Genomic DNA, 22,814 nt, shown 5'->3' on the forward strand with positions numbered 1-22,814 from the left:
CGCGCGGAATCGGCTAATCGGCGGGACTTGAGCCCATCCGGGCGGCTGCGGGTCGACTCATGAAGCTGTTCCGTTTTTTGGGCGCCTGCGCCCTCGCGACATTCGCCTGCGACCCGGCATCGGCCCATGCGCTGGTGCTGGGCTCGACGCCCCATCCCCAGGACACCGTCAAGACCGACGAGCTCGGGATCGAGATCCGCTTCAACAGCCGGATCGACGCCGCGCGCTCCTATCTGAAGCTCTTCAAGATCGACGGCGACGCCGTCCTTCTTCCCGTTCTCGACGGGGACAACGCCGATACGCTGAAGGCCAGGGCGACGGGCCTGACACAGGGGCGCTACCGCCTGCATTGGCAGACGCTGAGCCCGGACGGCCACATCACCCAGGGAGACATTCCCTTCACCGTGAGCCGCTGAATGCAGCTCTTCGTCGATATTTACGGTTTTCTGGCCGTCGTGCTGCGGGGATTCATCCTTGCGGCGCAGAGCGTCACGGTCGGCGGCCTCGCCTTTCTGCTGATGCTGGTCTGGCCGCTCGCGCCGCGGCTTGCGGGGGCGGGCGAGGCGCTGGAGCGCCGGGCGCTGCGGCTCGTCTTCATGGCGTCCTGCGCGCTTGCCGGCTCCGAGGCGCTCGCCGCCGCCGCGCTCACCGTCATGCTCATGGGCACGCTCGAAATCCCGGTCCATGAGGCCGCCGGCGCCCGCGCCGTCGCGGTCGATCTCATGGCGGGCGTCCTCGCGGGCGTCATCGCGCTCGCGGCCTGGCGCGCGCGGCGCGGCGGCGTCGCCATCCGCTCGGCGGCGCCGGTGCTGTCGGCGCTGCTGCTCGGCGTGCAGGCGGGTTCGACCCACGCCGTCAGCCAGTTCGACGGCGCCGTCGCGCTCTCGGCGGCCGAGTTCCTGCACATGATCGGCGCCGCCGTCTGGATCGGCGGGATCCCCTTTTTTCTGATGGCGCTGACAGACGTCGCCGATCCCGGCGCGCGCGCGCTCGTCGCGCGGCGGTTCTCCCATATGTCCGTTGGCGCGGTGGCGGCGCTGCTTCTAGGCGGCGTGCTGATGGCCGTCTTCTATGTCGGCGCGCCCCCCGCCATGTACGGCACGTCCTACGGCCTGATGCTCAGCGCCAAGATCATCCTGCTGCTGGGCCTGCTGCTGCTCGGCGGGCTGAACTTTCTCGCCGTCCGCAAGCTCAAGAACGACCCCGCCGGCCCGCTGCTGCGCACGCGCCGTTTCGCGGAGACGGAGATCGGCGTCGGCCTCACCGTGATCTTCTGCGCGGCCTCGCTCGCCTCTCTGCCGCCGGCGCGCGATCTGCCGAACGACCGCGCCAGCTTCGCCGAGATCGTCGATCGGCTGGAGCCGCGCTTCCCGATCCGGCTTGAAAGCCCCGATTTCGAAGCTCTCTCGGCCGCTTTGCCGCCGGAGGCGCTGAAAGAGCTGCCGCCCGGCGCCTATCCGCCGCGCACGCCGGCCGACATCGCCTGGTCGGAATATAACCACCATTGGGCGGGGATTTTCGTCTTCGTCATGGGCGTGATGGCGCTGCTGGAGCGCGCCAGCAAGCGGCTTGCGCCAATCATGCAGCATTGGCCGCTCGTCTTTCTCGGGCTCGCCGGCTTCCTCTTCCTGCGCGCGGACGAATCCGTCTGGCCGCTGGGGCGCCTCGGCCTCATCGAGAGCCTGCGCGATCCGGAGATCGCGCAGCACCGGTTGCTGACGCTGCTCATCGTCGCCTTCGGCCTCTTCGAATGGCAGGTGCGGCTCGGCCGCATCAAGGCGTGGTGGGCGGCTTATGTCTTCCCGATCAGCGTGGCGACGGCAGGGGCTTTCCTGCTCACTCATTCCCACGCGCTCGCCAATCTCAAGGAAGAGACCTTAATCGAGATCACCCACACGCCGCTCGCGCTTGCGGGCGTCGCGGCGGGCTGGTCGCGCTGGCTGGAATTGCGGCTCGACGGCGGGGCGAAGAAGATCGCCGGCTATGTCTGGCCGGTGGCGTTCATGATCGTCGGCCTGTCGCTGATTTTTTATCGCGAGGCCTGAAGCGTCGCGGTGAAATCCTTCCAGCGCTCCGCCGGAGTTGCGCCATAGGCCGCCCGGAAGGCCGGGTCGAAATCCGCGCCGCCCTCCAGCGCCCGCATCAGCCGCGAGAAGCCGTCAGGGTCGCTCCTGCGCAGCCATGCGACGAAGATCGCCGCCTGCCGATAGGCGAGCCGCTGCCGGAAGCTTCTCACGACGCAGCCCTTGCCGCAGGGCGGCTCGGCGGCGAAGGGGATCGCGAGGAAATCGGACCAGGGCGTCGCGTCGAGAATGACGCCATAGCCGTCGCGGATCGCCTGCGCCGCCTGCGCGTCGGTCACGCTCTCGGCCGCGCCGCCGTCAGAGGCCATGACGGCGAGGCCTTCGGTGAACCATTGCGGAGGGCGCGGCGTCCCGCGCGGGCGCCAGCCAAAGAAATGGACATGCGACAATTCGTGGGCGAGCACGCTGCCGAGCCGGTAGCGCTCATGGGCGCAGAAATAGGGCGAGAGCATCGCCCGGCCGGCGCGCGAGACGCCCGCGACATCCGCGTCGCCCAGACCGTTGGCGCGCGCATAGGCGTCCTCATCCGCGAAAACGGCGACGATGGGCGGCCTGGCGAAGGGGCGGCCATGCGCAGCCTCGATTTTGGCGATGGCGTCGGGAAGGGCGTCCGCGACGGCCTCCGCGCAGGCGCGCGCTTCCGGCTCGGAATGAACGCGCGGGTCGTCCTCAAGCGTAGGAAGGCCGGCGGGGTCGTTCAGCTCCGCGATCAGCTCCGCGCGGAGCTGAGGTCGGGCGACAAGCGAGGCGGCGACGGCCGCGACGGCGGCGAGCGCGCCGAGGCCAAGGAATTTGACGACGCTCCTGACGCTCGCCAACGCCGCCTCCTTCGCGCGTTGCGCGCGGTTGGAAGACGGCTACGCCGCCTTCGCCTTCTCCATCATCTCCACGAAACGCCGGAACAGATAGTGGCTGTCCTGCGGGCCGGGCGAAGCCTCGGGATGGTGCTGCACCGAGAAGGCCGGGCGATCGGTCAGCGCGATGCCGCAATTGGAGCCGTCGAAGAGCGAGCGATGCGTCTCGACGGCGTTTGACGGCAGGCTGTCGCGATCGACCGCGAAGCCGTGATTCATCGACACGATCTCGACCTTGCCGGTGGTGAAGTCCTTTACCGGATGGTTCGCGCCGTGATGACCCTGCGGCATCTTCTTCGTCTTCGCGCCGACGGCGAGCGCCATCATCTGATGGCCGAGGCAAATGCCGAAGGTGGGGATCTTCTTCGCGAGCAGGTCGCGGATGACCGGCGCGGCGTATTTGCCCGTCTCGGCCGGATCGCCGGGGCCGTTGGAGAGGAACACGCCGTCGGGCTTCAGCGCCAGAATCTCGGCGCTGGTCGCGGTGGCGGGGGCGACGATCACCTCGCAGCCCTGATCGGCGAGGAGGCGCAGAATGTTGCGCTTCACGCCGTAATCGATGGCGACGACGCGGAATTTCGCCTGCCCGTCGCGGGCGCCATAGCCGGCGCCGAGCTTCCAGGGCGTCTCCTTCCAGTCGTAGCGCTCCCTGGCGCCGACGCTGGGGACAAGGTCCATGCCGTCGATGCCCGGCCAGCCCGCGGCCTTCGCCTTGAGCGCCGGAATGTCGAACTTGCCCTCGGGCGAAAAAGCGATGACGGCGTTCTGCATGCCGCGCTCGCGGATCAGCGCGGTGAGCGCGCGCGTGTCGATCCCGTAGAGGGCGACGATCCCGCGCCTGGCGAGCCAGTCGGTCAGCGTCGTCTCGGCGCGGAAATTGGAGGGCTCGGTCACTTTCTGGCCGAAGATGGCGCCCACGGCGCCGGCGCTCTTTGCGAGGTCGACCGTCTCGATGTCTTCCTCGTTCACGCCGACATTGCCGATATGCGGGAAGGTGAAGGTGACGATCTGCGCGGCGTAGGAGGGGTCGGTCAGGATCTCCTGATAGCCCGTCATGGCGGTGTTGAAGCAGACTTCGCCCACGGCCTCGCCGACGGCGCCGAGGCCATAGCCCTCGATCACTTCGCCGCTTGCGAGCACCAGCACGCCGGTGTGCACGGGTTTGGTCCAGCCATTGTCTTGGGTCATCTACCGTCCATTTGCGTTCGGGCGGGGCAAGCCGTTATGACAGCGCCTCGCCGCGCGTCATGGCCGCGCCGAGCCGTCGGGGACGGCGTCGGCTTGCTTGCCGGGACCAGCCCGGCCATGGCGCGAGAAATTCTGTCGGACGGATGTAATCCATCCGCCCCCAAAATGGAAACCCCAAGTCACATGCGCGACAAGATCAACCAGGACCTCAAGGACGCCATGAAGGCCCGCGACAGCGCCAAGGTCGACGCCCTGCGCATGATCAACGCGGCCCTCAAGGACAAGGACATCGAGGCGCGCGGCGCGGGGAAGACCCTGACCGAGGACGACATCCTCGCTCTGCTCCAGAAGATGATCAAGAGCCGTCAGGAATCGCTGGATATCTACGAGAAGGCCGGCCGCGCCGACCTTGCCGACAAGGAGAAGGGCGAGATCGCCGTCATCTCCGCCTATCTGCCGCAGCAGCTCTCCGAGGCCGAGGTGGCGGAAGCCGTGAAGGCGGCGATCGCCGAGACCGGCGCCGCCTCCATCAAGGACATGGGCAAGGTCGTCGCCGCGCTGAAGGCGAAATATACCGGCCGCATGGATTTCGCGAAGGCGAGCGCGGCGGTGAAGGCGGCGCTGAACGGGTAATACTTCCCTCTCCCCGTGCGAACGGGGAGAGGGTCAGGGTGAGGGGCAGAGCGACATCCGCTCGGATTGGGCCCTTGCCCCTCACCCCGGCCCTCTCCCCGCTTTGCGGGGAGAGGGGGCGCATCACCCCTTCAGCCAATCCCCAAAGGCCAGCCACCAGGGCGTCGTCGAGACGACGATCCGCATGGGCTGCATCGCCAGAATGAACAGTCCGCCGAAGAGATAGGCAGGGTGGATTCGCCGGCGCGAGAGGAAGTCGTAGCCGATGCAGGCGATGATGAAGAGGTCCTGAAGCCCGAAGGAGGCGAGGGGGCCGCCGACCGCGAAGACGCCGGGAATGCGGGCGATCGGCGCGTCCAGCATGGCGATGCTGGCCAGCAGCATCAGCCGCTTGTGCGTCTCCGGCCGCTTGCGCATCAGAAATCCGGCGCCAGCGAGGGTCGCGAATACGCCGATGCCGAAGAAAGGCAGCACGAGGAAGGATCGCGGGTCGAGGCCCGGCGGCGTGTGATTGGTGCGGATGGCGTGCGCCGCCGCCATGACGCCGAGAACCACCATGACGGCGACGAGGAACGCGCCCGCATAGCCGAGCTTGCGATGGATGTCGGGCCTGCCGTTGGAGATCAGCGTCGCCTGCGTGAAGAAGAGCGCATACCAGGCCGCGAAGGCGGCGCCGTGGAGATGCAACAGCGGCGCAAGCGGCGGGGACTGAGAGAAAAGCTTGAAGAAGAAGGTCGGCCCGAAACCGATGAAGACGGTCGTCGCCATGGCGACGGCCATCGAGACATAGAAAACCCTATCCTTGTTGCCCGCGCGAAGGCCGAGCGTCGGCGTCGCCAAAGTCATGTCGCCCCCAAGCCGTTAAACATAAACTGGCCGGAGACAATACGAATTCAGCCCTTTCCCTCCAAGCTGGGCCTTACGGTTCAGCGCCAGAGGGCGTAAAAATGATGTGGGGGGCCGCGCCCGTCGCCCATGTCGAGCGCATCGGCCGCTTCGAGTGCGCCCTCCAGCCAGATCTTGGCGGCGGCGATGGCGTCGATGAGCGATTCGCCTTTGGCCAGCCCCGCGGCGATGGCGGAAGAGAGCGCGCAGCCCGTGCCATGGGTGTGGCGCGTGGCGATCCGGCGACCGTGAAAGAGACGCGTCTCGCCATCCGCGACGAGCACGTCGACCGGGTCGCCCGAGAGGTCGCCGCCCTTGACCAGCACCGCCTTGGCGCCGGCCTCGACAAGCAGCAGCCCCTGCGCGGCGAGCTCGTCAACCGACTTGGCCTGCGGCGTCTCGGTCAGGGCGGCGGCCTCGAAGACGTTGGGCGTCACCAGACGGGCGAGGGGCAGCAGCGTCGCGATCAGCGCGCGCTCCAGCCCCGCGCTCGCGAGGCTCGCGCCCTGGGTCGGCACGAGCACGGGGTCGAGGACGAGATTTCGTGGCGTCTTGCCCAGCGCGCCGGCGATGGCGGCGGCGATCTCGGGCGTCGCCACCATGCCGATCTTGATCGCGTCCGGCGGAATGTCGGAGACGACCGCCTCGATCTGCGCCGCGACAATGTCGGGCGCGAGCGGATAGGCGGCGGTCACGCCCCGCGTGTTCTGCGCGGTGAGCGCGGTCAGCGCCGCCATGCCGTAGCAGCCGAAGGCGGAGAAGGTCTTCAAATCCGCCTGCGCGCCCGCGCCGCCCGAAGGATCGGAGCCCGCGATGGAAAGGAGCTTGGGGATTTTCCGGCTGATCCGCTCTCTCCTCAGCTATGCAGCTCGCGACCGCCGGGCCAGGCCGGCTCCTTCTTCTCGTCGTAGTCGCTATAGGCCTTTTTGAGGCCGCTCAACACTTCGGCCGATGTCTCGAACATGGCCTTGAGCTGCGGCTCGTCGACCTGCTCGATGTCCTCGCGCAGGCGATTGATCGTCTCCTGAAGATAGGCCGCCATCTTCTGGATATGCTGGTGGGGGTCGCTTTCGGCTTTGTTGGTCATGGCTTGGCTCGCGCCTGTCCGGGTGGAGGGGATAAGCTTCAAACGTCAGCCCTCTGCCGCCGTTCCAGCGGCGCGGGCGTTTTCGCTTCTTCTCTCCGCTATCCGCGGTTATCGTCGTCGAAGCGGCCCGGCGTGGATGCCCGCGACGAGCGCGGGTATGACGAGGGCAAACGGATACGATATGAGCCACGCGCCGCGCAGCGCCTGCTCTTTCGAGACGATCGAACGCGCCGACCTTCATAGGCTCGCGGAATTAGCCCTCGCGCGCATCGACGTTGCCTTCGACAAGCATCCGCAGAAGCGCGCGCTCTATGAGGAGCGCCTGCTCGGCCTCTGCCTCTGTCAGGGCGCGGCGGACCATTTTCTCGACCCGTCCCAAAGCCGAGGCGTCCACGACTTCGACGTCTGGGCTTTCTTTGCGCGCCGCCCCGAGGCGCGGCTATGGAATCGCAAGCCCTTCACGGCGGATTTCGGCCCCTCGAAATTCGGCAGGAGCCCGGTCGATCCCTCTCGATATGAAGGGCGGCGGGTCGACGTGTTGTGGCGCTGCATTCCTGCCGAGGACGATGGGGGCGAAGCCATGCACCGCTATTTCGCCGACGGGCGGACGGCGAGCGCAAGGGCGTTGCGGCTGAAGGCGGCGGTGAGCATTTGGCCGCCCAAGGCGACGGGCGAGATCGTCTGGCGCCCTTAAGCCTTCGGCAGCGTCAGCGTTCCAGCATCGCCATTCTCGGCGCCAAAGAGCAGCCGCGCTCCCTTGGCGTCCCAGGCCAGCGCGCTGATGCGGGCGTTCTTCGGGTCTTCCGCCGGGCGGCGCACCAAAATTTCGGAACCGTCGGTGACGCGGGCGAGCATGACGAGGCCGTCGTCGAATCCCATCGCAACCACCATGGCGCCGGGGTGAAAAGCCACGCGCGTCAGGGGCACGTTGACCCGAACGCCGCATTCGCGCGGCTGTTGGCCCATCGGCCCATCCTTGCCGGAGAAGGGCCAGATGATGCAGGCGTCGGCGCCGGAGGTCGCGAGCCATTTGCCGTCGAAGGACCAGGAGAAGCTGCGCGTCTTGCCGGGATAGCCGGCCATGCGCATGTGCTTGCCGTCGGCGATGCGCCAGCCATGCAGGGTGTTCTCCTGCATGGAGGTGATGAGGAAGCGCCCGTCCGGCGAGATCGTCGCGTCGAGATGCGAGCCCGTCCAGCTCAGAATTTCCGGCTTGCCGGCGTTGGGAAACCAGAGCGTCGCGCCGTTGTAATGGGCGGCGGCGAGGCGGTAGCCTTTGGGGAAGAAGGCGAGGCCGCGGCAGGTCGATGGCAGGTCGACCGACTTGACCTCGCCCTTGGCTGAGCGGGCGCGCGCGTTGCGGCCGGCCGACCAGGCGATGGCGCCCTCATGGAGCGCGACCGCGTCGATCCATTTGCCCTTTTCGTCGGCGACAGTCTCCATCTCGCCCGTTGCGTCCGTCGCGACGACGCGGCCGTCGTCGCCGCCGGTGACGAGGCGCCCGCCGTCGCTCGCCGCCACGAGAATGGCGGCGTCGGGATGTGCGGCGATGCGGCGCTGCTCGCTGTCGCCAAGCGATATCGAACCGTCCGCGAGGGCGAAGGCCGGCGTATCGCCGAGCCAGGCGCCGGCGACGACGGCGTCGCCAAGGGAGAGCGGCTCGACCGCATTGGTGAGCGTCGGATATTCGGCCAAGGAAGCCTCTTTCGTCAGGCGGGGTCGTCCGCCGGGGCGGCGCCGAAGCCGATCGGCAGAACCGGGCGGCGCTTGCGGAACTGACCGCGCATTACCAGAGCGAAGGCGATGGCGTCGAGCCCCGCCAGCGTCAGCCACCAAAGCTGTTCTGCGGCGGGGCCGAGCAGGCAGATGACGAAGCCCGCCGCAATGCCGCCCAGAAGGAAGGGCGCGAGGGCAGGGCGCGATTCGCCGACCGCGAGGCTCGCGCGGGCGAGGACCAGGGCGAGCGCCGCCGCGCCCAGCGCGCCGAGATCGAACCAGATCTGGAAGACGAGGCTGCGGGGCGTCGCGGTCGGCAGATAGCCTTGCAGCACGCTCCAGGTGGCGGAGCCAAAACCATGGCCAAGCAGCGTCCGCAGTCCGTCGGCCGCGATCATGTGGCCCCAGAAGGCGAGGTGTCGGAAGAAGTCCGGCGCGCGTTCGGGCCAGATGACGTGCGCAGCCAGCGCCACGGCCGGCGCCAGCAAAATGACCGCCGCCATCAAGCCTGCCAGCGCTTTCGACGCCGTGCGAACCCCGCCGAAGGAGACGGCGAAGACAAAAGCGCCGCCGAGCAGCGCCGGAAGGGCGTTCGGCGCGTTGGCGAGGATGCAGGCGAAGTAGGTCGTGAGCCCGAGCGCGGCCGCCATGATCCAGCGCCCGCGCACGGCGAGCGCGCCCATAGCCGGCCAAACGAGAAGCGCGAGGCCGAGGCCGGCGCGGCCGAGCGGGCCGACGTCGAGAATGTCCTCGACCGTGTATTTCGGCGCCATCAGCAGCGTGATCGCCGCGAGCGCCACGGCGGCCACGCCCACGCCGATGGGGAGCAGATTGAGGTTGGACGTCTTCGTCCGTAGCGGCATCACGCCCGCGGCCGCAGCGACGAGCGCCATGGTGGCCGCCGCCTTTGCGAAGCGCTCGGCCGGTCCCTCGAAGGGCGTCCAGATGAGCGACACGCCGGCCCAGAGACCGAGCAGGAGCGCGGCCCAGACGAGCGGCGACACGACGAGCGCCCGCAGCGAGCCGCTCGCGCGCCCATTCTCGGAGAGGCCGGCCGAGGCGAGAAGAAGCGCCGCGCCGACAGGCAGAAGGATATAGACCGTCTGCCGCGCGAGTATCGGCGCCAGGAGGGAGATCACGAAGAGCATGAACACGCCGAGCCGCAGCAGGAGGCGGGCGGCCTCTTCGGCGGGGTCGTCGGCGGGTCGTCTCGAAAAGTTGATCATTCCAGTGGATCGGCGGCGGGGCTGAGTCGGGTCTTCCACGTTCAGATTAGATCGAAACCGCGCAGGGCAAGCGTGTTGCGGCGCACGAATTGCCGCGACTCGCTAAATTTTCCCTTGGTGTGTCTCTTTTGCCCACTCCTCCCGCACGGTTTCGTCGGGGTCCGAAGCGAAAAGTGGTTGCAATGCAACGAGCCGTTGTGGCGCGAGCCGCGCCAGCGCCCAGACGGCGGCTCCGCGCACCAGCGGGTCGTCGTCCCGAAGCAGCCGCTCCGCTTCGGCGGCGAGCGCCGGGTCGCCGCTATTGCCGATGGCGACGAGGACATTGCGGATAAAGCGCGCGCGGCCGATTCGCTTGATGGGGGAGCCCGAGAAGAGCGCACGGAAACCGGCGTCGTCGAGCCGCACGAGTTCCGCCAGTGGAGGGTTTTCGAGGTCCGGCCGCGCTGCGAGCTTCGCCTCACGGGTCGTTTGCGCGAACTTGTTCCAGGGGCAGACGGCGAGACAGTCGTCGCAGCCGTAGATGCGGTTGCCGATGGCGGCGCGGAAGTCGCGCGGGATCGGCCCCTTGTTCTCGATGGTGAGGTAGGAAATGCAGCGGCGCGCGTCGAGCCGATACGGACCGATGAAGGCGTCCGTCGGACAGGCGTCGAGGCAGTTACGGCAGGAGCCGCAATGGTCCGGCTCCGGCGGGTCGGGGTCGAGGTCGATGTCGGTGAAGATCGCTCCGAGGAACAGCCAGGAACCAAACTCGCGCGAGACGAGATTTGTGTGCTTGCCCTGCCAGCCGAGCCCCGACGACTGCGCGAGCGGCTTCTCCATCACAGGGGCGGTGTCGACGAAGACCTTCACCTCGCCGCCGCCCACGCGCTTGATGATGAAGGCGGCGAGTTGTTTCAGCCGGCCCTTGATGACGTCGTGATAATCACGATGACGGGCATAGACCGAAATCGTCCCGAGGTCGCGGTTTCGGAGCGTCGCGAGCGGGTTCGAAGCGGGGCCGTAATTGAGGCCGAGCATGACGACGCTGCGCGCCGCCGGCCAAAGCGCCGTCGGGGACGCTCGGCGCTCGGCGGTCTCCGCCATCCAGTCCATATCGCCATGGGCGCCCTCGGCCAGCCATTCGCGCAACCGATCGGCCAGAGCAGGGTTCGTCTCGGCTGACGCGAAGCGGCAGGCGTCGAAGCCGAGCGAAAGGGCGTGGGCGCGGATCGCGCCTTTGATGTCCATGGGGCCGCATTATAGCGACCCCGGAGCGTCAGCGAACGTCGAACGACGAGGGCGGCGGGGGTGTCGTGAGGGGGTTCAACGAGAAGCCCGCCGCCAAAAAGACGTTCTGCGCCTGCGTATTTGGCGAGGCGCCGATTCCCCAATTCACGTTGGTCGCGTCAGCCGCCAGGCAGCCCGGGGCGCCAAGTCCCGACCGGTACCACTGGCCGCCGCTGTAGGGCGGGATGGTTTTTGTCCCAAATGGCTGAGGCGTCGAATAGACCGACGTCACCGTGTTGCGGCACTGCGCTTTGGGGTCGGTGGCGGCGCGGAACAGATACATGATTGAATACTGGTAGAGATTGAAGGTCGGCCACACCGGCGTCACGCCGCCGCCCGGCGTGACCATGTTGAACGGCTTCACCGTGATCTTGGTGGCGGAGGGTTGTGACAGATGGCCGATTCCGAAGGTCATCGGAGGAGCTGTTTGTATATCCTGGCTCTGAATGAACGTGAACAGAGCCGCGTTCCGGGTTTCCGGGTGGTTCTGGAAAGAGGCCGCCGGCGCGGGCAATAGCGCCATGTCCTTCGCCGTATTGAAGGCGTTCATCACCCCGTATTTCTGCTCCGCTTCCCGAGCGCCGGGCGGATTGGGCTTCGGCCCCGCCGGCCCTTTCGTCGCCTGATCGTAGGCTTCAAAGATCAGCGCCGGCACCGAGCAGGCCTGCAGATAGGGATACAGAAGCTGGAAATAGGCCTTCGCGTCGGCGAGCGTTCCGACGCGGGTGGCGGCGTCGTAATTCGCGTCCTGGCCATTCGTCCACCAGCCCGTTTCGCCGATCATGGCGGGCCGCTGCGCGGTCATGTACTGGCTCTGCAATGCGTTGATGCGTTTCCGCAGGAAGTCGAGGGCGTCCGCCGGAGTCTTCACTTTTGAGAACTGCGCGCCGTAGATGTTCTCGATCACCGGCGCGCCGGGCGTGAAAGCAGAGGCGAGCAGGATGCCGGGCGTCGACGTCATCTGGCCGATCACAGTCGCGGAGCTCAAATCGACGCCTGCCGCCAAGGAGCTATGAACGGCGACCTTGTCCTTGATCAGTTTGTCGCGCGTTCTATTGATCGCGGTGATGAGATCCTGGGTGTTGTAGCTCGTGTGATCGGTCGGCGAAATGATCAGATCCTCATTGCCGACGATGATCAGCTTTACGACGTTCTCGAAGATCCTCGGCGTCACCTCGGTCACAACCTGGTGAAGTTGCTGGATCGAAAAGGTGAGCGTGCTGTCGAATGTCGAGCCAGGGACGTTGACGCAAGGATGGTTGGGTAAGGCGGCGTCGCTCTTGCAGGTGGAAACCTGGTAGACGACCTGCATATTCGCGGCGTTGGCCGCGTTGATCATCGCGATCCACACTTTGGACGGATCGCCATAGGCGCGCACCGACTTGAATCCGGCGAGCTGCAATTGCGACACATCCAGCGGAACGCTCGCCTGCATCTCGTTGTTTTTCGCGTCCGGGAGATTAGCGGTAGGCGAGCCGTCATTATTGTAGCACTGCGCGATCGCGCCGCTGCTGTCGTAGCAGGGATAATGCGGGCCGTAGTCGGCTCCGACTCCGACCTTCGAGAAGTAGGAGGCTTGAAACGCCGGGACCGGCGCGCCGCAATCCACCGCGCCCGCGCCGGCGGCAAAGCTGACATTCGCCGTCGCGCCGATCAGCGCCGCGCAGAAGAAACGATAGTAGCGCGGGCCCATCCTTGTGATCCTTTCAAGAGCGAGGCAGTCCCTCCGCAGCGAGAATCGCTCCATCGGCCTGCGCGCCGCCGCCGCTGATCTCGTGCGGGGAATTTTCTTCGACGCCACTGGGGCTTTTCGCGCGCAGCAGCGCGAGGGCGCTCCAGGCGGCGGGCGTCATGAATGTAAAGAACGCAAGGACGTAGCCCCCGAAGGCGAAGGCTTCGAGCATGGCGTAGTCGACGACGCCGACATAGGCGCCGTTCTTCGTCCAGCCGACGCGCAGGTCCCGCGCGTGCCAATGGCGCGCGCTCGTTTCCACGAGGCTGTAATGCCCTGCCTTGACGATCGATTGCCGGTAAGAGGCGTCCATCTGGCGCATGCCGGCGGTGGCGATGGCGAAGAAGCAAAGGCCCGTCAGCGCCGCGCGCCCCGAAAAGGACGTGGACGCTGCAAAAACCACGGAGTGTCTAATGACCCGGCGCGCGCCGGAGAGAAAATCAGGGAACCGCTTCATGCCGCCCCTCGTCGAGCTAATGCTTTATTATTGAAATTAGCGCTCGACGGTTAACGCCTCGTAAGGAAGCGTGCGCAAAGGATTTTAGAAGTCCAGTTCCGCGTAATAGGGCCCCGGCGTCATGCCCGGGGCGCGGTCGGCGAGAAGCGGACGGAAGGCCGGGCGCGACTTGATGCGCTGATACCAGTGCTTCGCCGCCTCGTCCTCGTCCCAAGGCACGTCGCCGAGATAATCCGCGCAGGAGAGATGGGCCGCCGCCGCGAAATCGGCGTAAGAGAGCTTGTCGCCCGCCAGCCAGTTCCGGGTGCTGGTCAGATAGCCGATATAGCGCATGTGATGGCGGATATTGGCGCGCCCGACGCGCACGAGGTCCATGTCCGGCGCGCCCCCTTGCGGGGAAAAGCGCTTATAGACCTTCTCCGTCACCAGCCAGCTCGTGACTTCCTCGAAAAACTTCACGTTGAACCAGTCGACGAGGCGGCGCGTCTCGACGCGGGGGCGCTTCTCCAGCGGCAACAGGCGCTGCACGCCGCGGGTCGGGCCATAGGTTTCGTCGAGATATTCCGCGATGACGGAACTCTGCACGACCGTGCCGTCGTCGTCGATGAAGACGGGGGTGCGTCCCGCCGGATCGAGCGCGAGGAAATCAGGCCGGCGGTCCGCAGCGCGCTCTTCGACCAGCTCGGCCGCGATTCCGTATTCGGAGAGGATCAGCCGAACGAAGCGGGAGTGGGGGCAAAGCGGGTAGTGGTAAAGAAGGGGCATGTGGCCTGTTCGCGGCGCGCGCGACGACCGCGCGTGGTGCTTGTATGGTTGAACTCGGCTAAAGCCGCAAGCGGGCGCTTTTGCGGCTCAGCCGCACAGGTTTAAGGATATGCCATGATTCGTCTCATGCTCGCACTGTCTCTCTTGTTTTGCGGCGCCGCCCGCGCCGAGTCGCTCAAGGACTCCATCTCGAACGTCGCCGTAACCGGAGAGGCTGTCGAAGAGGTCGCCCCCGACCGGGCGACACTTCGCTTCGGCGTTGTGACCGAGCGCCCCACGGCCGCCGCCGCTTCCGCCGACAACGCCCGGACGATGGAGGCCATTCTCGCCGAGCTGAAGGCGATGGGCGTTGCCGACGCCGACATGCAGACTCAGGGCGTTTCGCTGGCGCCCGTCTCGACCGAGGAGCGCGACGCCAAGGGCAAGCCGAAGACGGTTCAGACCTTTCGCGCCAGCAACAGTCTGGCGGTCGTCGTGAGCCCGCCGGAAAAGGCCGGGGACATTATCGGGCGCGTTATCGACAAGGGCGCCAACAGCCTGGACGGGGTCGACTACGATCATTCCGACCTGACGAAGAAAAGGGACGAGCTGCGCGCCAAGGCCGTCAAGGACGCGGAGCGCCGGGCGCGCATCTACGCCGAGGCGGCCGGGCTGCGCCTCGCCCGGGTCATCGAGATCAGGCCTCTGGACGAGGCGGCGCCCGTTCCGATGATGGAGGCGCGTGTTGCAGCCGCGCCGGCGGCCAACGCCGTTCCGCTGCGGCCGGGGACGCAGCGCGTCTCGGAGCGCGTCTCGGTCACATGGGCCCTGTCGCGCTGAGGCGCACGGTTTTCAGGCGCGCTTCGGGCAAACTGCGTGAATTTACAGCGAGGCGCCTAGCGCCTTGCATGTCATTCGGGCGCCGCGCTGCACAATTACGTCGTAAAATGCGTAAGGCGATAGGCAAGCGCCATATTGTCGCGTAAGAGAGGCTCCCATGGCGAACGTCATTTTTTATGAAAAGCCTGGCTGCGCCAGCAATGCGAAGCAAAAGGCCCTTCTGATCGCCTCCGGGCATCAGGTCGAGGCTCGAGACCTTCTCAACGAACCCTGGTCCGCTCCCAGCTTGCGGCCCTATTTCGGCGCGAAGCCGGTGCGCGAATGGTTCAACGCAGCGTCGCCGCGCGTGAAATCGGGCGAGGTGAAGCCCGACGTGGTCAATCCGCAGGAAGCGATCATGATGATGATCATGGACCCCGGATTGATCCGCCGGCCGCTGATGCGCATCGGCGATCATTGCGAAGCCGGGTTCGACCGGGCGTCGGTTAGCCGCTGGATCGGCCTGACGCCCGAAGCGGACGACGTCTCGCTCCTCAACGTTGTCTTCATCGACGATCCGACGCGCGAGCTATTCTAGCAAGACTTTCTAGGTCTATAATCAGCGCGCTGATCGTCTCGGGCGTCGCTTTTGGGCTTGTTCTGGAATCCGACGCCAAGACCGGTGGCCGACTGGAAGGCCAAGACGGGCGAAACCATCGAGGTTCAGGCGTCCCATGGCGGTTCCGGCGCGCAGGCGCGCGCGGTCATCGACGGCCTCTCCGCGGACGTGGTGACGCTGGCGCTCGCGGCGGACATCGACGCGATTTCGAGCAAGACGGGCAAGATCCCGGCCGACTGGCAGAAGCGCCTGCCGAACAATTCGTCGCCCTACACCTCGACGATCGTCTTCCTCGTCCGAAAGGGCAATCCCAAGGGTATCAAGGACTGGGACGATCTCGCCAAGCCTGGCGTCGCCGTCGTCACGCCGAATCCCAAGACCTCGGGCGGCGCGCGCTGGAACTTTCTCGCCGCTTGGGGTTACGGCCTGAAGAAATTCGGCGGGGACGAGGCGAAGACGAAGGACTTCGTCAAGGCGATTTACAAGAACGCGCCGGTTCTCGACACGGGCGCGCGCGGCGCCACCATCACCTTCGCGCAGCGCGGCCTCGGCGACGTGCTGATCGCCTGGGAGAACGAGGCGTTTCTTGCGCTCAAGGAGTTCGGCGCCGACAAGTTCGAGATCGTCGCCCCCAAACTTTCGATTCTGGCCGAACCGCCTGTTGCGCTGGTCGATGGGAATGCAGACGCCAAAGCCTCGAAAAAGCTCGCCGAAGCCTATCTGAACTTCCTTTATTCGCCCGAAGCGCAGGGCATCATCGCCAGGAACTTCTACCGCCCGGCGCACCCTGAATACGCCGCCAAGGAAGATTTGAAGAAACTCCCGAAGATCGAGTTCGTCACCGTGGACAAGTCCTTCGGCGGCTGGGCCGCGGCGCAGAAGAAGTTCTTCGCCGATGGCGGCGTCTTCGACGACATTCAGAAACAAGAGCCCGCGAAGTGATCTCCCCGACATTCGCGAGCCGGAACGCTCGGCGCTTCAAAGCGCCGAGCGTTATCCCGGGTTTCGGCCTGACATTCGGCTACACGCTGCTTTATCTCGGGCTCGTCGTGCTCTTTCCCCTGGCGACGCTCATCTGGCGTTCGTCGGGGCTCGGTCTTTCCGGCCTTTATGACATTGCGATGGAGCCGCGCGTCGCCGCCGCTTTGCGCACGACGTTTCTGCTCTCCTTCGCCGCGGCGATCGTCGATCTCGTCTTCGGACTCGCGGTCGCCTGGACGCTGACGCGTTATGAATTCCCAGGCCGCCGTCTGCTCGACGCCTTCGTCGATCTGCCTTTCGCGTTGCCCACGGCCGTCGCCGGCATCTCGCTCGCCGCGCTTTATGCGCCCAATGGCTGGTTCGGCGAGCCTCTTGCCGACATCGACGTGAAGATCGCCTTCACGCGCTGGGGCATTCTCGTCGCGCTCGTCTTCATCGGACTGCCCTTTGTCGTGAGAACCGTGCAGCCGATCATCTCGGAACTCGAAGTCGAACTCGAGGAGGCGTCGGCGACTCTCGGCGCGGCCCGCCTTCAAACGGTCATCCGTGTGCTTCTGCCGCCGCTCGCGCCCGCACTGCTCACCGGCTTCGCGCTCGCCTTCGCGCGCGCGATCGGCGAGTACGGCTCCGTCATCTTCATCTCCGGCAACATCGCCTATGTGTCGGAAATCGCGCCGCTGCTCATCGTCGTGAAGCTCGAACAATACGACGTCGCGGGCGCGACCGGCATTGCGACCATCATGCTCGCGATTTCCTTCGTTGCGCTGCTCGTCATCAACCTAATTCAGGCGTGGAGCCGGAAGAGGTTCGGTCATGTCTGAGGCCGCTATCGGTTTGCCGCGCGCGCCTGCGCGCAAGAAAGTACGCCCCGTAACGCAGGATACGCCTCTGGCGCGTTTTGCGCTCATTGCAGTGTCGGTGATCTTCCTGTTGCTCTTCTTGTTCGCGCCGCTTGCGATCGTCTTCACCGAGGCGATCAGCAAGGGATGGAGCGCTTTTGCGGAAGTCTTCACCGAACCTGACGCCGTGGCTGCGATAAAGCTGACGCTGTTCGTCGCCGCTGTCGTGGTGCCGGCCAATCTTGTCTTCGGACTCGCCGCCGCCTGGTCGATTGCGAAGTTCTCTTTCCCCGGAAAGAGCCTTCTGATCACGCTGATCGATCTGCCCTTCTCCGTGTCGCCAGTGGTCGCGGGCCTTGTCTATGTGCTCGTCTTCGGCGCGCAGGGCGTCTTCGGCAATTGGCTTACCGCGCATGGCGTCCAGGTGATCTTCGCCGTGCCGGGCATCGTGCTGGCGACGATTTTCGTCACTTTCCCTTTCATCGCGCGCGAACTCATCCCGTTGATGCAGGAGCAGGGGACGGTGGAGGAGGAGGCCGCGCTGACGCTCGGCGCCTCGGGCTTCACGACCTTCGTCACCGTGACGCTGCCCAACATCAAATGGGGCCTGCTTTACGGCGTGCTCCTTTGCAACGCGCGCGCAATGGGCGAGTTCGGCGCCGTTTCCGTCGTCTCGGGCCACATTCGCGGCCTCACCAACACGATCCCACTCCAGGTGGAGATTCTCTACAATGAGTACAACAACGTCGCCGCTTTCACTCTCTCGGTTCTTCTGGCGGGGCTTGCGCTCGTCACCCTCGGAATCAAGACTTTCCTCGAATGGCGCCACGCGGACGCGCTCGCCGCACGCGGTCGGAGACACTGAGATGCATGGTTCCGTGAGGAAGCACGGCTTCGCCATTCGCGTCGAGAATGTCGCGCAGGATTTCGGCGCCTTCGCCGCGCTGCGCGACGTGTCGCTCGACATTCAGCCGGGCGAACTCGTCGCGCTGCTCGGGCCATCGGGCTCCGGCAAGACGACACTGCTGCGCGTGATCGCCGGTCTGAACAACCCGGATCGCGGCCATGTCTATTTCGACGGGCAGGACGCGACGGATCTGCCGGTGCAGGATCGCCGCGTCGGCTTCGTCTTCCAGAACTACGCGCTCTTCAAGCACATGACCGTCGCGGACAATATCGCCTACGGCCTCAATGTGCGGCCGCGCCGCTCGCGGCCGTCGCGCGACGACATCGCGGCGCGCGTCGGGGAGCTGCTACGATTTGTGCAGCTCGAAGGACTTGGCAAGCGCTATCCGGCGCAACTGTCCGGCGGCCAGCGCCAGCGCGTGGCGCTTGCGCGCGCGCTTGCGATCGAACCGCGCGTCCTGCTTCTCGACGAGCCTTTCGGCGCGCTCGACGCGCGCGTGCGGAAGGATCTGCGTCGCTGGCTGCGCGAAGTGCACAAGGAGACGGGGCTCACCACCGTTTTCGTCACGCATGATCAGGACGAGGCGATGGAGCTGGCGGACCGCGTCGTGGTCCTCAACGAAGGGCGCATCGAGCAGGTCGGCACGCCTGCCCAGCTTTACGATCAGCCGGCCTCGCCATTCGTCATCTCCTTCGTCGGCGAAGCGGTCGCGCTGCCCGTCACGATCGGCGAAGGCCATGTGCGGTTCGGCGGGCGGGAGCTTCATATCGACACGCACGGGCTGCGCAACGGCCCCGCCAAAGTGTTCTTCCGTCCCGCCGACATCGCCGTCGCGTCGGAGGGCGCGGGCGAAATCGAGGGGCGTGTCGAAAGCCTGCGCCGCACGCCCGGCGGCGTGCGCGCGACCATCGCCATCGACGGTTATGACCAGACGCTCGAAATCGACTCCCCGCTCGATCGCGCCGCCGCGCTCGGCGACCGCGTGCCGCTGTCGCTCGCCAAGGCGCGCATCTTTCCGACGGATGAAAAGCAGGGCGACTATGTCGACGCGGGGGAGGGGATTTGACCATCGCCGCCGATCTCGCGCCCCGCGCGGCGCGCGACTGGAATTCGGATCTTTATCTGAAGTTCGAAGAGGAGCGCACGCGCGCCGCGCGCGACCTTCTCGCACGGATTCCTTATTGCGAGACGCGCCGCGTCTATGATCTCGGCTGCGGCCCTGGAAACAGCACGGAGCTTCTCACGCGCAGCTTTACGGGCGCCAAGGTTGTCGGGATCGACAAGTCCGACAACATGCTGGCGGTGGCGCGCGCCCGCGTGCCGGCGGCCGAGTTCGTGAAGGCGGATGTCGAAGATTGGGAGCCAGAGGCGGCCGACGTCATCTTCGCGAACGCCACGCTGCATTTCCTTCCCGATCACCGCAAACTGATCGAGCGCCTCCTCGCGTCTCTGCGCCCCGGCGGGAGATTGGCGGTGCAGATGCCCGACAACACATATGAGCCTTCGCATGCGGCCATGCGCATGGTGGCGGCGGACGGTCCCTGGGCGGATCGACTCGTCCCCGTCGCGAAATCGCTCACGGTCATCGGCCAGCCCGAGGAATATTACGATCTCTTCGCGCCGCGCTGTTGCGGGATTGATATCTGGAAGACGGTTTATATCCATCCGCTCGACGGGCCAGACGACGTCGTGGCGTGGTTCGAGGGTTCGGGTCTGCGACCGTTTCTTGATTTGTTGAATCCCGAGGAAACGGCCGATTTCCTCTCGCGCTATCGCGAGCGGCTCCAGCAAGCCTATCCGCGCCAGCCCGACGGGAAGGTCTTGCTGCGCTACCCGCGCCTCTTCTTCGTTCTACAGAAATAAAATCCTGGCGCGCCGCGCGCCGCGCTTCGCCAGAGGCGCATGTGTGACATGACTGCAACGATCCGGCGACAAAATAAAGTTAGTCTATTAAGTCGCTAGACAAAAAGCCTGGATTGCGGTTGATTTGTCTCGGATCAAATCGACGTTCCGGTCGAATTTGAGAGCAATCCGCGCCGCATCCGCGTCGCGAGGGACACGGAGACGCGACGGGGAACGGGACCAGGCGAAGGCGGAATTTGCAGGAGAGCATATGTGTTTTTTCTGCAACAAATTGAGCAAAAGCAAGAACTGCTCATAAATTCGTCTTGAGCGGCGTCGCTTGTCTCCCTTAGCGTAATGTAACGAGCTTACATATCGAGGACTGGGGATGATTTCTCGAACGAACACACGCTGGATGAGTTCGGTGGCGCTTGGGGCGCTTTTCGTGGCCTCCGCCGCGGCGCCCGCCATTGCGCAGGGCGCGGCGAAAAGCGCCCCGTCAGTGGCGGCGAAGCCCGACCCGGCAAAGGCCGGAAAGGACGCCAAGGGCGCTCCGGCGGCGAAGCCCGCGGCCGGCAAGGGCGCCGACGACAAGGCGGCGGACGCGAAGCCCGAAGAGAAAAAGAGCTACTACGTGCCGACGCGCGGCTATCGTCTCGAGCCGCAGCCGGAGATTCCACCTTACGTTCGCAACCTCGGCAAGACCTACAAGGAGTTCGAGGGGATCGACTGGCTCAATGTCGGCCTCGACTCGCGCGTCCGCTTCGAATATCGCAACAATGACCTGCGTCCCTGGACCGATACGGCCTCTCGGCCGGGCAATTCGATCTCGCAGCGGAAATACTTCCCCAACTCGCTCTGGCTGTCGCGCACACGCGTCTATCTCGGCATTCAGAACATTCTCGACCCTTTCCGCGCCGTGGTCGAGTTCCAGGACTCGCGCGCCCTCAACAGCATCTATCAGTATCAGGGTCAGGAAATTAACGAGACCGAGCTGATCTCCGCCTATGGCGAACTCTATTTCAAGGACGCTTTCGGCAAGGACCCGCGCGGCAATGACCGTCCGCTGATGGTGCGCGCTGGCCGCTTCCACTTCGAACTGCTGGATCGTCGCCTGATCGCGGAGAACGAATTCCGCAACACGACGAACAATTTCGAGGGCTTCCGCGTCAAGGTCGGCAAGAAGGACAATGACTGGGACATCGACTCCTTCGTCATGCGCCCGGTCATCCGCTACCCCTATCAGTTCGACAGGCCCGACTGGCAGACCTGGATCTATGGCAGCGTGTTCAGCGTCCGCCGCTGGTCGGAATATGCGACGATCCAGCCTTATTTCATTGGTCGCCACCAATTCCCGGATTGGACCAACCCATCCAACGCGCTGAAGGTGGGGCGCGAGACGAATGCGCCGGGCCTGCGCGTCTACGGCGTGCTCGGCAATTTCGACTACGACTTCGACATCAACAAGCAGTTCGGCTACACGGGCGAATTCGCGACGATCGGCACGAATACCGCAGCCGTCCAGCGGACGGTCGCTCTCGACGCCATCGCATACGGCATCGAGGCGGGCTACACCTTCTCGGATCATCCCTGGAAGCCGCGCATCAGCGGCGTCTATACTTACGGGTCCGGCAATAAGAGCCCGTTCGACAGCGTCAGCCAGAACTTCGATATCTTCTACGGCTTCAACCAACCCTTCTCACGCAACGACTATATGGCGTGGAACAATATGAAGGCGCCGAAGGTGCGTCTCGAATTCACGCCGGAGAAAAACCTGCGGATCGACACGGCCTTCAGCGCCTATTGGCTGGCGAGCGCGGCGAACGCCTGGGAGCGCGCCAATCTGTTCGCTCCGCTCGGCAACAGAGGCACGTTCATGGGCACGGAGTTCGACATCCGGGCCCGCTACAAGCTCTCGCAATTCATCAATCTTACCGCAAGCTACGCGCGATTCTGGCCCGGCAGCTTCACGTCGAGCTTCGCGCCGCCGGTGGCGCTCCAGCCCTATTTCCCGCAATCCTTCCCGGGACAGACCACGACGACAAACTGGCTCTCGTCCAAGCCCACCGACTTCTTCTACCTCGAAGTGACGGCGAACGCCTTTGGCGACGGCCAGCCGATCACGAAGAACCCGGCCTCCGAGCTTTGGGCTGCGGCCGGTCCGGAAGCGAAGGAATGGAAGGCGCCGAGCTGGCGGGACGTCTATGTCGGCCTGAACGGGGGCGGCTCCTGGTCGAGCCCGACCACGCAGGTGGCGGCCTATCCAATTGGAACGGCGGCGCCGAGCCTGCCCATCGTGCGCGGCGCGACGCCGCCCGGCGGCGTGGTCCACGCCAATCTGGCCGGCTTCATCGGAGGTCTGCAGGTCGGCACGAACTACAAGTTCTACAACAACTTCGTCGCCGGCCTCGAAGCCGACTTGCACGGCGTCTCGGGCAATACGGATGGCGCTATCCTGGCGTCATGGGTTCCATCCGGCGCCAATACCTATGTGACCTACGGCCAGACCAACACCACGCTAAATTATCTTGGCACGCTGCGCGGGCGCCTCGGCTATCTCGCGACGCCCAAGCTGCAAATCTACGGCACGGGCGGCATGGCCTATGGCGGCGTGACGACGAATACCGCCTATCTCACGCAGCGCGCCGCCGGCACGAGCTTCACCAACCTGACGGCGACCTATGGCGACTCGCTGATCGGCTGGTCGGCGGGCGGCGGCGTGGAATGGGCGTTCATGCCGAACTGGTCGGTCAAGGCGGAATATCTGCACTACGACCTAGGCTCCGCCAACGCGAAGTCCTACGTTTTCAACACCAACGGCTTCTACGCCTACGGCGCCAGCACGAGAACCAACTTCAGCGGCAATCTCGTGCAGGGCGGCATCAATCGCCACTTCGACATGCTGGCGTCGGACTGATTAAACGCGTGACCCCAA

The 22,814-nt window shown here is 65.5% G+C and carries 22 protein-coding genes and 1 pseudogene; 12 read left to right on the plus strand and 11 right to left on the minus strand.

Annotated elements, in window-relative coordinates:
• The first annotated feature begins 59 nt into the window (after positions 1–59).
• Together ACPFMJ_RS20165 and ACPFMJ_RS20170 are read left to right on the plus strand one after the other, a co-directional pair.
• Entirely contained in the window at positions 60–416 is a 357-nt protein-coding gene (locus tag ACPFMJ_RS20165) for a copper resistance CopC family protein (RefSeq protein WP_424361668.1), read from the plus strand.
• Positions 417–2,045 carry a copper resistance D family protein gene (locus ACPFMJ_RS20170; RefSeq protein WP_424361669.1) on the plus strand — a complete coding sequence of 543 codons (1,629 nt, stop codon included), beginning with the start codon at positions 417–419 and terminating at the stop codon, positions 2,043–2,045.
• On the opposite strand, the gene ACPFMJ_RS20175 is transcribed toward ACPFMJ_RS20170, so the two are convergent.
• Together ACPFMJ_RS20175 and carA are read right to left on the minus strand one after the other, a co-directional pair.
• Positions 2,030–2,902, minus strand: coding sequence for a hypothetical protein (locus tag ACPFMJ_RS20175; RefSeq protein WP_424361670.1), 873 nt, complete (start codon positions 2,900–2,902; stop codon positions 2,030–2,032). The genes ACPFMJ_RS20170 and ACPFMJ_RS20175 overlap by 16 nt on opposite strands.
• A 39-nt stretch (positions 2,903–2,941) precedes the next feature.
• Positions 2,942–4,126 carry a glutamine-hydrolyzing carbamoyl-phosphate synthase small subunit gene (gene carA / locus ACPFMJ_RS20180; RefSeq protein ID WP_424361671.1) on the minus strand — a complete coding sequence of 395 codons (1,185 nt, stop codon included), beginning with the start codon at positions 4,124–4,126 and terminating at the stop codon, positions 2,942–2,944.
• A gap of 183 nt (positions 4,127–4,309) precedes the next feature.
• On the opposite strand from carA, the gene ACPFMJ_RS20185 reads away from it, so the two are divergent.
• Positions 4,310–4,759, plus strand: coding sequence for a GatB/YqeY domain-containing protein (locus tag ACPFMJ_RS20185; protein WP_424361672.1), 450 nt, complete (start codon positions 4,310–4,312; stop codon positions 4,757–4,759).
• Positions 4,760–4,882: 123 nt separating this feature from the next.
• On the opposite strand, the gene ACPFMJ_RS20190 is transcribed toward ACPFMJ_RS20185, so the two are convergent.
• The 3 genes from ACPFMJ_RS20190 to ACPFMJ_RS20200 form a co-directional block, all read right to left on the minus strand.
• Positions 4,883–5,605 carry a hypothetical protein gene (locus ACPFMJ_RS20190; protein ID WP_424361673.1) on the minus strand — a complete coding sequence of 241 codons (723 nt, stop codon included), beginning with the start codon at positions 5,603–5,605 and terminating at the stop codon, positions 4,883–4,885.
• 80 nt (positions 5,606–5,685) lie between these two features.
• Positions 5,686–6,489: a bifunctional hydroxymethylpyrimidine kinase/phosphomethylpyrimidine kinase gene (gene thiD / locus ACPFMJ_RS20195; RefSeq protein ID WP_424363922.1), complete on the minus strand. Its 804-nt coding sequence runs from the start codon at positions 6,487–6,489 to the stop codon at positions 5,686–5,688.
• 11 nt (positions 6,490–6,500) lie between these two features.
• Complete coding sequence (locus ACPFMJ_RS20200; protein ID WP_424361674.1) at positions 6,501–6,731, minus strand: hypothetical protein; 231 nt, start codon at positions 6,729–6,731, stop codon at positions 6,501–6,503.
• A gap of 181 nt (positions 6,732–6,912) precedes the next feature.
• On the opposite strand from ACPFMJ_RS20200, the gene ACPFMJ_RS20205 reads away from it, so the two are divergent.
• Positions 6,913–7,425: a hypothetical protein gene (locus ACPFMJ_RS20205; RefSeq protein ID WP_424361675.1), complete on the plus strand. Its 513-nt coding sequence runs from the start codon at positions 6,913–6,915 to the stop codon at positions 7,423–7,425.
• Here ACPFMJ_RS20205 and ACPFMJ_RS20210 read toward each other — a convergent pair.
• The 6 genes from ACPFMJ_RS20210 to ACPFMJ_RS20235 form a co-directional block, all read right to left on the minus strand.
• Positions 7,422–8,426 carry a WD40 repeat domain-containing protein gene (locus ACPFMJ_RS20210; RefSeq protein WP_424361676.1) on the minus strand — a complete coding sequence of 335 codons (1,005 nt, stop codon included), beginning with the start codon at positions 8,424–8,426 and terminating at the stop codon, positions 7,422–7,424. The genes ACPFMJ_RS20205 and ACPFMJ_RS20210 overlap by 4 nt on opposite strands.
• A gap of 14 nt (positions 8,427–8,440) precedes the next feature.
• Positions 8,441–9,673: a hypothetical protein gene (locus ACPFMJ_RS20215; RefSeq protein ID WP_424361677.1), complete on the minus strand. Its 1,233-nt coding sequence runs from the start codon at positions 9,671–9,673 to the stop codon at positions 8,441–8,443.
• Positions 9,674–9,775: 102 nt separating this feature from the next.
• On the minus strand, positions 9,776–10,900 hold the full coding sequence (gene queG, locus ACPFMJ_RS20220; protein ID WP_424361678.1) for a tRNA epoxyqueuosine(34) reductase QueG: 1,125 nt from the start codon (positions 10,898–10,900) through the stop codon (positions 9,776–9,778).
• A gap of 28 nt (positions 10,901–10,928) precedes the next feature.
• Positions 10,929–12,632 (minus strand): hypothetical protein, encoded by a 1,704-nt coding sequence (locus ACPFMJ_RS20225; protein WP_424361679.1) that lies wholly within the window; start codon positions 12,630–12,632, stop codon positions 10,929–10,931.
• A 13-nt stretch (positions 12,633–12,645) separates the two neighbouring features.
• Complete coding sequence (locus ACPFMJ_RS20230) at positions 12,646–13,128, minus strand: hypothetical protein (RefSeq protein ID WP_424361680.1); 483 nt, start codon at positions 13,126–13,128, stop codon at positions 12,646–12,648.
• 84 nt (positions 13,129–13,212) lie between these two features.
• Positions 13,213–13,893: a glutathione S-transferase family protein gene (locus tag ACPFMJ_RS20235; RefSeq protein WP_424361681.1), complete on the minus strand. Its 681-nt coding sequence runs from the start codon at positions 13,891–13,893 to the stop codon at positions 13,213–13,215.
• Positions 13,894–14,007: 114 nt separating this feature from the next.
• On the opposite strand from ACPFMJ_RS20235, the gene ACPFMJ_RS20240 reads away from it, so the two are divergent.
• The 8 genes and pseudogenes from ACPFMJ_RS20240 (at position 14,008) to ACPFMJ_RS20275 (ending at position 22,796) form a co-directional block, all read left to right on the plus strand.
• Positions 14,008–14,712: an SIMPL domain-containing protein gene (locus tag ACPFMJ_RS20240; protein ID WP_424361682.1), complete on the plus strand. Its 705-nt coding sequence runs from the start codon at positions 14,008–14,010 to the stop codon at positions 14,710–14,712.
• Positions 14,713–14,869: 157 nt separating this feature from the next.
• Positions 14,870–15,289, plus strand: a complete 420-nt coding sequence (locus tag ACPFMJ_RS20245) for an ArsC/Spx/MgsR family protein (RefSeq protein WP_424361683.1) — start codon at positions 14,870–14,872, stop codon at positions 15,287–15,289.
• An 81-nt stretch (positions 15,290–15,370) separates the two neighbouring features.
• Positions 15,371–16,252, plus strand: a pseudogene (locus tag ACPFMJ_RS20250) (sulfate ABC transporter substrate-binding protein); the annotation flags it as partial.
• On the plus strand, positions 16,249–17,112 hold the full coding sequence (gene cysT / locus ACPFMJ_RS20255; RefSeq protein WP_424361684.1) for a sulfate ABC transporter permease subunit CysT: 864 nt from the start codon (positions 16,249–16,251) through the stop codon (positions 17,110–17,112). The pseudogene ACPFMJ_RS20250 and the gene cysT, both read left to right, overlap by 4 nt.
• Entirely contained in the window at positions 17,105–17,995 is an 891-nt protein-coding gene (cysW, locus tag ACPFMJ_RS20260) for a sulfate ABC transporter permease subunit CysW (RefSeq protein WP_424361685.1), read from the plus strand. The genes cysT and cysW overlap by 8 nt, the downstream gene beginning before the upstream one ends.
• A 1-nt stretch (position 17,996) precedes the next feature.
• Positions 17,997–19,103 (plus strand): sulfate/molybdate ABC transporter ATP-binding protein, encoded by a 1,107-nt coding sequence (locus ACPFMJ_RS20265; protein ID WP_424361686.1) that lies wholly within the window; start codon positions 17,997–17,999, stop codon positions 19,101–19,103.
• A 2-nt stretch (positions 19,104–19,105) separates the two neighbouring features.
• A complete protein-coding gene (gene tam / locus ACPFMJ_RS20270; protein ID WP_424363923.1) occupies positions 19,106–19,900 on the plus strand; it encodes a trans-aconitate 2-methyltransferase in 795 nt (264 codons plus the stop codon).
• A 367-nt stretch (positions 19,901–20,267) separates the two neighbouring features.
• Complete coding sequence (locus tag ACPFMJ_RS20275) at positions 20,268–22,796, plus strand: alginate export family protein (protein ID WP_424361687.1); 2,529 nt, start codon at positions 20,268–20,270, stop codon at positions 22,794–22,796.
• The last annotated feature ends 18 nt before the right edge of the window (positions 22,797–22,814 follow it).

This window comes from Methylocystis parvus (assembly GCF_049675845.1).
In the GTDB taxonomy this organism is placed as follows: Bacteria; Pseudomonadota; Alphaproteobacteria; order Rhizobiales; family Beijerinckiaceae; genus Methylocystis; species Methylocystis parvus_A.